Genomic DNA, 10,275 nt, shown 5'->3' on the forward strand with positions numbered 1-10,275 from the left:
GTCACGAACGACCGGTAGGCGCATGTGTTCCTCGCGCCCCGCTTTTGCTTTCAGGGGCGCGGGGCTGTGTCAATATGCGGCTCCGCCGCGTGGGCGTGACCAGTCACGAACGACCGGTAGGCGCATGTGTTCCTCGCGCCCCGCTTTTGCTTTCAGGGGCGCGGGGCTGTGTCAATATGCGGCTCCGCCGCGTGGGCGCGACCAGCCACATCGGACCGGCAGTCGCACACGTACCCCGCGCTCCTGGGGCACTGGGCGTAAATTGATCCACATGGCGCCGCTCCCCAACTCCCGCACCGAACCCGACGGTTCAGCGATCATCCGCGTCCTGAGCTACAACATCCGCTCGATGCGCGACGACACCGACGCCCTGGCCCGGGTCATCAGGGCCTGCGCCCCGGACCTCGTCCTCGTCCAGGAAGCCCCCCGTTTCTTCCGCTGGCGCAAGAAGCTCGCCCGCCTGGCCTCAGCTTCCGACCTCGTCGTCCTCACCGGCGGAGCCGCCGCCGCCGGCCCCGCCCTGCTCTGCTCGCTCCGGGCAACAGTCGAACGCACGGAGGACGTCCTCCTGCCCCTGACCCCCGGCGAACACCGCCGCGGCTTCGCGACCGCGGTCGTACGGTTCGGGGGCGCCCGGCTGGGAGTCCTCAGCTGTCACCTCAGCCTCCGCCAGGACGAGCGCTACGAGCAGGGCGGCATGCTGCTCGACCGGCTGGCCGGCATGGGCGTGGACCACGTGATCGCGGGCGGCGACCTGAACGACCGCCCCGACGGCCGCACCTTCACCCGCCTGGCCAAGGACCTCCAGGACTGCTGGGCCACCGCCCCCTGGGGCGACGAGTACACCTGGACCCCCGGCAACCCCTTCCAGCGCATCGACGCGATCTTCGCGACGCCGGGCATCGAGGTACTCGGGTGCGGGGTGCCGCTGGGGTTGCCGGGAGTGGAGGAGGCCGACATCAGGGCGGCGACGGACCACTTCCCCGTGCTGGCCGCGATGCGCGTGCCCCGCGTGCCCGCGGTCTGAACCCCACAGCCGTCCGGGCGGGGTGACGGGCCGGCACTGCCGTGAGGGCGGCCACGGACCACGTCCCGGTCCTGGCCGCCCTGGGATCCCCGCGAACTCCCGGGACTGGCTAGACGACCGCGCCCCGCCCCGGATCGTCCCCGTCCTCCTCGTCCGTCCGCATCCGCATCACCAGCGTGCCGAAGCCGCCGAGGAAGCCGCCGATGCCGATGGTCGTCAGCCACCAGGTCATGTCCCAGCCCAGCAGTACCGCCAGCAGCAGGAGGATCGGGCCGCCGATCACCCCGAGCCAGGCGAACTTGGCCGTCGTGTCGGCGGCCGGCAGCGGCGGCGGCTCCGGCGGCACGAAGTGGCCCTCGTCGTCCTCGTCGAAGTCGTCCTCGGAGGAGTCCGGCGCGGTGTAGTCGCGGGGACCGCCGACGCCGGGCGCGAAGGAGACCGAGCTGCCCAGCGGCTTGGCGGCCGGCGGCTCCTCCGTGCTCTTGTCGTCGGCCTTGTCGTTGGTCTTGTCCTTGCCCTTGGGCTGCTCCTTGGCCTTGGGCTGCTCGTCGTTCTTCTCGGGATCGAGCAGCGCCAGGTCCTCGATCGACTTGAACGGCTTGGCGCCCGGCGGATCCTTGGGCTCATCGCCGTACCCCGCGACGATCGCGGCCCACGCGGCCTCCTCGTCGAACGGGACGCCCTGCTCGTCCGGTTCGAGGCCCTCGCGGTCGGAGTCGTGCTCAGCCACCTGTGGCCGTCCCTTCCTGCTCGCTCACCCGGCCCGTGTCGGACTCCTGCGTGCCGGCACTGGGTGCGAGCCGGCCGATGAACGCGAAGCTCTCCTCGAAAATCCGGTCCGCGTCGTGGTCCAACGTCGCGACGTGGTAGCTCTGTTCCAGCAGGATCTCCGTCACGTCGGCCGAGGAAACCCGACTGAGGACACGGGCCGAGTCGGCCGGCGGCACCACATGGTCCTGGGGGCTGTGCAGCAGCAGGAGCGGCTGGGTGACCTGCGGGAGCTCGCGGTCGACCAGCCGGAAGAAATTCCGCAGGGAGTGCGCGGAGTGCAGCGGCACCTTGTCGTACCCGACCTCCTCGCTGCCCTCCTTCGCGATGTCGCTGGCGATGCCCGGCGCCGTACGCACCAGGTGGCGGGCCACCGGAAGGGCGTACGCGGCGAGGCCGTGCACCTTGATACCGGGGTTGACGACCACGACACCGCTGATCTCGTCGCCGTGCTTCGCGGCCAGCCGCAACGCCAGCGCGCCGCCCATGGACAGGCCCGCGACGAAGACCTGCGCGCAGCGCTCGCGCAGGGCGCGCAGCTCGCGGTCCACCTCCGCGTACCAGTCCTGCCAGCCGGTGAGCTGCATGTCCTCCCAGCGGGTGCCGTGCCCGGGAAGCAGCGGCAGCGACACGGTGAGGCCACGCTCGGCCAGATGCTCCGCCCAGGGGCGCAGCGACTGCGGGGAACCGGTGAAGCCGTGGCAGAGGAGAACTCCGACCTCCCCGCCCTCGTGGCGGTACGGCTCGGCTCCGGGGAGGACCGGCACCTTCGGTCTCCTGTTCATGAGAGGGGCAGGATCATGAGACGGGGTCATGAGACGGGGTCATGAGACGGGGTCATGAGACGGGGTCATGAGACGGGGTCATGAGATGTGAGTTCATGAGACGGGTGTGAACAAGTCCAGGTGCGGTTAACCGTACGCGACCGCACTGACACCGACCAGGGTCGTCGGCTCCTTTGACAGTGCTCCGGGTTAAGGTCTGATCGACAGACACGGGAGGCACTCGCTTGTTGTACGGCACGATGAAGGTCGCCATCGGGGGACCGCTGAAGGTCGCCTTCCGGCCCTGGGTGGAGGGCCTGGAGAACATTCCGGCCGAGGGCCCCGCGATCCTGGCGAGCAACCACCTCTCGTTCTCGGACTCGTTCTTCCTGCCCGCGGTCCTCGACCGCAAGGTGACCTTCATCGCGAAGGCGGAGTACTTCACGACGCCCGGGGTGAAGGGCAAGCTGACGGCCGCGTTCTTCAAGGGCGCCGGCCAGCTTCCGGTGGACCGCTCCGGTGCGCGCGGGGCGGGCGAGGCCGCGATCAAGGCCGGGATCGACGTCCTGGAGCGCGGTGAGCTGTTCGGTATCTATCCGGAGGGCACGCGCTCCCCGGACGGCCGCCTGTACCGGGGCAAGCCCGGCGGCCTCGCGCGCGTGGCGCTCGCCACCGGGGCACCGGTCGTCCCGGTCGCGATGATCGACACGGAGAAGATCCAGCCGCCGGGGAAGGTGATGCCGAAGCTGATGCGGCCCGGCATCCGGATCGGCAAGCCGCTCGACTTCAGCCGGTACAACGGCATGGAGCACGACCGTTTCGTCCTCCGCGCGGTGACCGACGAGGTCATGTACGAGATCATGAAGCTCTCCGGCCAGGAGTACGTCGACATCTACGCGACCGCCGCCAAGCGGCAGATCGCGGACGCGGCGAAGGCCGACAAGGAAGCGGAGAAGGCAGCCGAGAAGGCGGCCAGGGCCGCGCTCGCACAAGCGGAGAAGGAGCAGACCGGCTCCCAGTAGAGGGGGCAGTCTGGTGTCGGGGGTGGGGATCGTGGCCAAGCGGGTGCGTGTCGTCAGGATGTCGGTCGAGCAGCCGCTGTGGCGTGCGCTGAGCGGCTACCGGGTGCTGACCATGCTGTACGCGGTCGGGCTGTTCGCCACCGCCTACGACAGGTTCGCCCGGCCCGGCGTCGCCATCGCCTACTACTGCGTCCTGTTCGTCTGGACGCTGGCCACGCTCCCCAGGGTGGCGAACGCGGCGAGCTGCACCAAGCGCTTCCTCGCCGCCGACCTCACCGTCGCGCTCGCCGGCATCATGCTGACGCCGGTCGCCGACACCCACGCCCGGATCGTCGGGGGCGGCCCGACGCTGCCGTCGATATGGACCGCGGGCTCCGTGCTGGCCTTCGCGATCAAGGGCGGCTGGCGCTGGGCCGCCTTCGCCTCGACACTCGTCGCCGCCGCCAACCTGGTCGAGCGCGGCGCCCCGGCCCGCGACACCGTCCACAACGTCGTCCTCGTCTGGGTCGCCTCCATCGCCATCGGCTACGTCGTGGAGGTCGCCCGCGCCTCCGAGCGCACCCTCGCCCGCGCCCTGGAGATCGAGGCCGCCACCCGGGAACGCGAGCGGCTCGCCCGCGACATCCACGACGGCGTCCTCCAGGTGCTGGCGATGGTGCAGCGGCGCGGTGCCGTGCTGGGCGGTGAGGCGGGCGAGCTGGGCCGGATGGCCGGCGAGCAGGAGGTCGCGCTGCGCACCCTGGTCTCCGGCGGCCTGGTGCCCGTCTCCCGGGTGTCGCTGGACGCGGCCGAGGGCGCGGTCGTGAGAGCCGTGGAGGAAGAACCCGATGACGACGACGGCCCGGTCGATCTGCGTTCGCTGCTCGCCCCCTACGCCGCCGCCAAGGTGAGTTTCGCCGAGCCCGGCGCCCCGGTGCCGCTGCCCGCGCCCGCCGCGCGGGAGCTGGCCGCCGCTGTCGGTGCCGCCCTGGACAATGTGCGCAGGCACGCCGGTGCGGACGCGCGTGCGTGGATCCTGGTCGAGGACGAACCCGGGGAGGTCGTGGTGACCGTACGGGACGACGGGCCCGGTATCCCCGAGGGGCGGCTCGCGCAGGCCGAGGGGGAGGGGCGGCTCGGGGTCGCCCTGTCGATCCGGGGGCGGCTGCGGGACCTCGGGGGCAGCGCCGAGCTGGTCTCGATTCCCGGGCAGGGCACGGAAGTCGAACTGAAGGTCCCGAAGTCACGGGGGAAGGCGGGGACACGATGAGTGAGCAGCGGAGCCCGATCAGGGTCATGGTGGTCGACGACCACCCGATGTGGCGCGACGCCGTCGCCCGCGACCTGGCCGAGTCAGGCTTCGACGTGGTCGCCACCGCCGGTGACGGCGAGCAGGCGGTGCGCCGCGCGCGGGCCGCCGCCCCCGACGTCCTGGTCCTCGACCTGAACCTGCCGGCGATGCCCGGCGTCCAGGTCTGCAAGGAACTCGTCGGCGCCAACCCGGCGTTGCGCGTCCTGGTCCTCTCCGCGAGCGGCGAACACGCCGACGTACTGGAGGCGGTGAAGTCGGGAGCGACCGGCTATCTGCTCAAGTCGGCGTCCACGGAAGAGCTGTTGGACGCGGTGCGCCGAACGGCGGTCGGCGACCCGGTGTTCACCCCCGGGCTGGCCGGACTGGTCCTCGGCGAGTACCGGCGACTGGCCTCCGACCCGGCACCGGCCGCCGACAGCGACGAGCCCAAGGCGCCCCAACTCACCGACAGGGAGACCGAGGTACTGCGCCTGGTCGCCAAGGGCCTGAGCTACAAGCAGATCGCCGAACGCCTGGTCATCTCGCACCGCACGGTCCAGAACCACGTCCAGAACACGCTCGGCAAGCTCCAGTTGCACAACCGCGTGGAGCTGGTCCGGTACGCGATAGAGCGCGGCCTCGACGACGCATAGGCGGCCCGGTAGATCAACTCCCGGACAATCCACCGGAATTGATCTCGGAATTGACCTTCCCGCCCATCCCGCTGTGACCTGGATCACCATTAGCGTGGCTCTCACAGGAAACCGCGGCGAAGGGACACTTCCATGCGCGTCGGAGTACTGACCGGAGGCGGCGACTGCCCCGGACTCAACGCCGTCATCCGGGGCATCGTCCGCAAGGGCGTACAGGAGTACGGCTATGGCTTCGTCGGCTACCGGGACGGCTGGCGAGGCCCGCTCGAAGGCGACACCGTCCGGCTCGACATCCCCGCGGTGCGCGGCATCCTGCCCCGCGGCGGCACCATCCTCGGCTCCTCCCGCACCAACCCGCTGAAGCTGGAGAACGGCATCCGGCGCATCAAGGACAACCTTGCCGCGCAGGAGGTCGACGCGCTCATCGTGATCGGCGGCGAGGACACCCTCGGGGTGGCCGCGCGGCTGTGGGACGAGAGCGGGGTGCCCTGCGTCGGCGTACCGAAGACCATCGACAACGACCTGTCCGCCACCGACTACACCTTCGGCTTCGACACCGCCGTAGGTATCGCCACCGAGGCGATCGACCGGCTGCACACCACCGCCGAGTCGCACATGCGGATCCTGGTCTGCGAGGTGATGGGCCGGCACACCGGCTGGATCGCCATCCACTCCGGCCTCGCGGGCGGCGCGAACGTCATCCTCATCCCCGAGCAGCGCTTCGACGTCGACCAGGTGTGCGCCTGGATCACCTCCCGCTTCAAGGCGTCGTACGCCCCGATCGTGGTCGTCGCGGAGGGGGCCATGCCCAAGGACGGCGACGTCGTACTGAAGGACGGGACCCTCGACTCCTTCGGGCACGTCCGCCTCTCCGGGGTGGGCGAGTGGCTGGCGAAGGAGCTGGAGAAGCGGACCGGCAAGGAGGCTCGCACCACCGTGCTCGGGCACGTCCAGCGCGGCGGCACCCCGAGCGCCTTCGACCGCTGGCTCGCCACCCGCTTCGGACTGCACGCCATCGAGGCCGTCCGCGACGGCGACTGGGGCAAGATGGTCGCCCTGCGCGGCACGGACATCGTCCGCGTACCGATCGCGGAGGCCACGGCCCAGCTGAAGACGGTCGACCCGAAGCTGTACGAGGAGGTCGGGGTGTTCTTCGGCTGAGCCGTGGCCGCACTCCGGGCGTCGGCCGGGCGGCTCAGCCCGCCCGGCGCTCCGCCGCCCCCGTGCTCGTCCCGCGCAACCGACCCACCAACTCCCGTACGACAGCGGCCCCGTTGAGCGTCAGCACCGACTCCGGGTGGAACTGGACGCCCGCGAAGCCCGGCCCCCGCAGCGCGTGCACCTCGTCCGACCCGCTCCGGCTCACCTCCACACCATGGGCGTCCAGTTCGGCGGCGGTCTCGTCGTCGCACCGCGCCACGAAGCTGTTGTAGAAGCCGACGGTCTCCTCCCGCCCGAACAGGTCGATCGCCGTCTGCGCCCCCTGGTACGGAACCTCCTTCCGTACGATCTCCAGGCCCAGCTCCGCCGCGAGCAGCTCGTGCCCAAGGCACACGCCGAGGACGCCGTGCCGGTTCTCGCGGACTACCTCGGCGGTCAGCGCCCGCAGGAACCGCATCTTCGGGTCGGCCGCGTCGGAGGGGTCGCCCGGCCCAGGGCCCAGCACCACGGGCCCCTCGTGCGCGAGCACCGCCTCCCGCAGCCCCTCCTCGTCGTACCGCCGCACGGTCACCTCAAGGCCGCTCGACCGCAGCACGTGCGCGAGCATCGCCGTGAAGGTGTCCTCCCCGTCGACGACCAGCGCGTGCCCGGTCAGCTCCTCGGACCGCTCCTGCATCCGCAGCCAGAAGGGGGCGAGGGAGGTGCGGCGCCCGTCGAGCGCCGCCCGCACGCGCGGGTCGTCGGACAGCCGGGGGCGCGTGTCCTCGTCGCGCGGGCGGGACGGTCGTACGCCGAGAGCCGCCAGGACTCCCGCGGCCTTCGCGTGGGTCTCCGCGACCTCGCTCGCCGGGTCGGAGCCGCGGACGAGGGTGGCGCCGACCGGTACCCGCAGCCGGCCGGCCGGGTCGATGTCGGCGGTGCGGATGAGGATGGGGGAGTCGAGGGTCTGGGCGCCGCCGGAGTCGCGGCCGAGCAGGGCGAGGGCGGCGCCGTAGTAGCCGCGTCCGCCGACCTCGTGCCGCTCGATGACCCGGCAGGCGTTCTGCACCGGCGAACCGGTGACGGTCGCCGCGAACATCGTCTCCTTCAGGACCTCCCGCACGTCCAGCGAGGAACGGCCGCGCAACTCGTACTCGGTGTGCGCGAGATGGGCCATCTCCTTCAGGCGCGGTCCGACGACGACCCCGCCCATGTCGCCGACCGTGCACATCATCTTGAGCTCCTCGTCGACGACCATCGACAGCTCCTCGATCTCCTTGCCGTCGGCGAGGAAGGCGAGGAGGTGTTCGGGCGTCGGCCCTTCCGCCGGATAGCGGTAGGTCCCGCTGATCGGGTTCATCACGACGGTCCCGCCGGACATCCGGACGTGCACCTCGGGACTCGCGCCCACGAGCGTGCGCTCACCCGTGTGCACGACGAACGTCCAGTACGCGCCCCGCTCACCCACCAGCAGCCGCCGGAACAGCGCCAGCGCGTCGGCCCTGCCGTACCCCGGGATCTCGCCCTCGTACGTCCGCCGGATGACGAAGTTGGCGCCCTCGCCCCGCCCGATCTCCTCCCGCAGGACCCGCCCGACGATCTCGCCGTACTCCTCGTCGTCGACGTCGAAGCCACCGCCCTCGACCCGCACGGCGTGCGCGGGCAGCTGTTCCAGGGCGTCGGCGAGCGGGATCGCGTACGACTCCTCGGGGGTGAGGAAGGCCAGGGGAGTGCCGTCGTCGCGGACGTCGAAGCCGCGTTCGCGGATCTGGCGGTAGGGGATCAGGGCCAGGCCCTCGTCGGGGAGGTCGGCGAGGCGGTCGTAGGTGGTGACCGGGCCGAGCAGCACCTCGACCGTGCTCTGGTCGTGGCCCGGCGTGCGGCGGCGCAGCAGGGCGAAGGGGCGGTCGTCGTGGAGCAGCTGTGTCAGGTCCATGGTTCCTCTGCCATCGATGGATGAGGAACGGCCCCGGAAACGCCGAAGGCCGCCCTCAGGCGGCCTTCGCGAAGTACGTGGGAGTACGCGCAGTCAGTGGGCCGCCGGATGAGCGGTCCACCACCAGTTCTGGGTCGAGTGCGCGAACATGCGAGGCACCCTACCCCACGCGCACCTGAGCGTGCGGGTGTCTCACCTGTCGAGCCGCGCGAAAATAGCTCGACACGACCCCGTAATGTTGAGGTCGTGACCGTGAACGCTAAGACCAGCGCCAGCGCTGGCAACACCTGGCGAGACCTGCCCGCGGCGCAGCAGCCCGAGTACCCCGACACCGAGGCTCTGCGCGCAGTGATCGCGGACCTCGCGTCGTATCCGCCGCTCGTCTTCGCGGGCGAGTGCGACCAGCTGCGTGCCCGGTTGGCGGCCGTCGCCAAGGGAGAGGCGTTCCTCCTCCAGGGCGGCGACTGCGCCGAGGCCTTCGACGCGGTGTCCGCCGACCACATCCGCAACAAGCTGAAGACCCTGCTCCAGATGGGCGCCGTCCTCACCTACGCCGCCTCGGTGCCGGTGGTCAAGGTCGGCCGTATCGCCGGCCAGTACTCCAAGCCGCGCTCGAAGGGCACCGAGACCCGCGACGGCGTGACGCTGCCGACGTACCGGGGTGACTCGGTCAACGGCTTCGCCTTCGACGAGAAGTCCCGCATCCCGGACCCCGAGCGCCTGAAGCGGATGTACAACGCGTCCGCGTCCACGCTCAACCTGGTGCGCGCCTTCACCACCGGTGGCTACGCGGACCTGCGCCAGGTGCACGCCTGGAACCAGGACTTCGTGAAGTCGTCCCCGTCCGGCCAGCGCTACGAGCAGCTCGCGCGGGAGATCGACAACGCGCTGAACTTCATGCGGGCCTGCGGCACCGACCCGGAGGAGTTCAAGACCGTCGAGTTCTACGCCTCGCACGAGGCGCTGCTGCTGGACTACGAGTCGGCCCTGACCCGGGTCGACTCCCGCACCGGCAAGCTCTACGACGTCTCCGGGCACATGGTGTGGATCGGCGAGCGCACCCGTCAACTGGACGGCGCGCACATCGAGTTCGCCTCCCAGATCCGCAACCCGATCGGCATCAAGCTCGGCCCGACGACGACCGCCGAGGACGCGCTGCAGTACATCGAGCGCCTCGACCCGGACCGCGAGCCGGGCCGGCTCACCTTCATCGTGCGGATGGGCGCGGACAAGGTCCGCGACAAGCTGCCCGAGCTGGTCGAGAAGGTCACCGCGTCGGGTGCGACCGTCGCCTGGATCACCGACCCGATGCACGGCAACACGTACGAGGCGGCCTCCGGTCACAAGACCCGCCGCTTCGACGACGTGCTCGACGAGGTGAAGGGCTTCTTCGAGGTCCACAAGGGCCTCGGCACCCACCCGGGCGGCATCCACGTCGAGCTGACCGGTGACGATGTCACCGAGTGCGTGGGCGGCGGCGACGAGATCTTCGTCGACGACCTGCACCAGCGCTACGAGACGGCCTGCGACCCGCGCCTCAACCGCAGCCAGTCCCTTGACCTGGCCTTCCTCGTCGCCGAGATGTACAGGGACCAGTAACCGTTTCACCTGTTACAGCAGTGTGCCGTGGGGGGGGGGGGGGGAGAAAAGAAACCCCCCCCCCCCCCCGAGAACAAAACCCCCCCCCCCACCACA

Annotated in this window: 10 protein-coding genes; 6 read left to right on the forward strand and 4 right to left on the reverse strand. The window is 70.8% G+C overall.

Going from position 1 to position 10,275, the window contains the following annotated elements:
- Positions 1 to 271 precede the first annotated feature (271 nt).
- The gene (locus ACIQBL_RS25140) at positions 272 to 1,027 is read left to right on the forward strand and encodes an endonuclease/exonuclease/phosphatase family protein (RefSeq protein ID WP_401945172.1); all 756 of its coding nucleotides are present in this window, start codon (positions 272 to 274) and stop codon (positions 1,025 to 1,027) included.
- Positions 1,028 to 1,136: 109 nt separating this feature from the next.
- On the opposite strand, the gene ACIQBL_RS25145 is transcribed toward ACIQBL_RS25140, so the two are convergent.
- Both ACIQBL_RS25145 and ACIQBL_RS25150 read right to left on the reverse strand, forming a co-directional pair.
- Positions 1,137 to 1,757 carry a hypothetical protein gene (locus ACIQBL_RS25145; RefSeq protein WP_401945173.1) on the reverse strand — a complete coding sequence of 207 codons (621 nt, stop codon included), beginning with the start codon at positions 1,755 to 1,757 and terminating at the stop codon, positions 1,137 to 1,139.
- Positions 1,750 to 2,562 carry an alpha/beta hydrolase gene (locus ACIQBL_RS25150; RefSeq protein WP_401945769.1) on the reverse strand — a complete coding sequence of 271 codons (813 nt, stop codon included), beginning with the start codon at positions 2,560 to 2,562 and terminating at the stop codon, positions 1,750 to 1,752. The genes ACIQBL_RS25145 and ACIQBL_RS25150 overlap by 8 nt, the downstream gene beginning before the upstream one ends.
- 257 nt (positions 2,563 to 2,819) lie before the next feature.
- Between ACIQBL_RS25150 and ACIQBL_RS25155 the strand changes: the two genes are divergently transcribed.
- The 4 genes from ACIQBL_RS25155 to ACIQBL_RS25170 all read left to right on the forward strand — a co-directional run bounded on the left by ACIQBL_RS25155 (position 2,820) and on the right by ACIQBL_RS25170 (position 6,665).
- On the forward strand, positions 2,820 to 3,581 hold the full coding sequence (locus ACIQBL_RS25155) for a lysophospholipid acyltransferase family protein (RefSeq protein WP_401945770.1): 762 nt from the start codon (positions 2,820 to 2,822) through the stop codon (positions 3,579 to 3,581).
- Positions 3,582 to 3,612: 31 nt separating this feature from the next.
- Positions 3,613 to 4,830: a MacS family sensor histidine kinase gene (macS, locus tag ACIQBL_RS25160; protein WP_401945174.1), complete on the forward strand. Its 1,218-nt coding sequence runs from the start codon at positions 3,613 to 3,615 to the stop codon at positions 4,828 to 4,830.
- A complete protein-coding gene (locus ACIQBL_RS25165) occupies positions 4,827 to 5,504 on the forward strand; it encodes a response regulator (protein WP_401945175.1) in 678 nt (225 codons plus the stop codon). Before macS ends, ACIQBL_RS25165 begins: the two co-directional genes overlap by 4 nt.
- A gap of 132 nt (positions 5,505 to 5,636) precedes the next feature.
- Complete coding sequence (locus ACIQBL_RS25170; RefSeq protein ID WP_401945176.1) at positions 5,637 to 6,665, forward strand: 6-phosphofructokinase; 1,029 nt, start codon at positions 5,637 to 5,639, stop codon at positions 6,663 to 6,665.
- Between the two features lie 34 nt (positions 6,666 to 6,699).
- Here the strand turns inward: ACIQBL_RS25170 and ACIQBL_RS25175 are convergent, their stop codons facing one another.
- Positions 6,700 to 8,580: an anthranilate synthase family protein gene (locus ACIQBL_RS25175; RefSeq protein ID WP_401945177.1), complete on the reverse strand. Its 1,881-nt coding sequence runs from the start codon at positions 8,578 to 8,580 to the stop codon at positions 6,700 to 6,702.
- 93 nt (positions 8,581 to 8,673) lie between these two features.
- A complete protein-coding gene (locus ACIQBL_RS25180) occupies positions 8,674 to 8,730 on the reverse strand; it encodes a trp operon leader peptide (RefSeq protein WP_071528813.1) in 57 nt (18 codons plus the stop codon).
- Between the two features lie 96 nt (positions 8,731 to 8,826).
- Here ACIQBL_RS25180 and ACIQBL_RS25185 point away from each other — a divergent pair, with 96 nt between their 5' ends.
- Complete coding sequence (locus tag ACIQBL_RS25185) at positions 8,827 to 10,179, forward strand: class II 3-deoxy-7-phosphoheptulonate synthase (protein ID WP_043675465.1); 1,353 nt, start codon at positions 8,827 to 8,829, stop codon at positions 10,177 to 10,179.
- The last annotated feature ends 96 nt before the right edge of the window (positions 10,180 to 10,275 follow it).

This window comes from Streptomyces sp. NPDC088350, assembly GCF_044753545.1.
Taxonomy (GTDB): domain Bacteria; phylum Actinomycetota; class Actinomycetes; order Streptomycetales; family Streptomycetaceae; genus Streptomyces.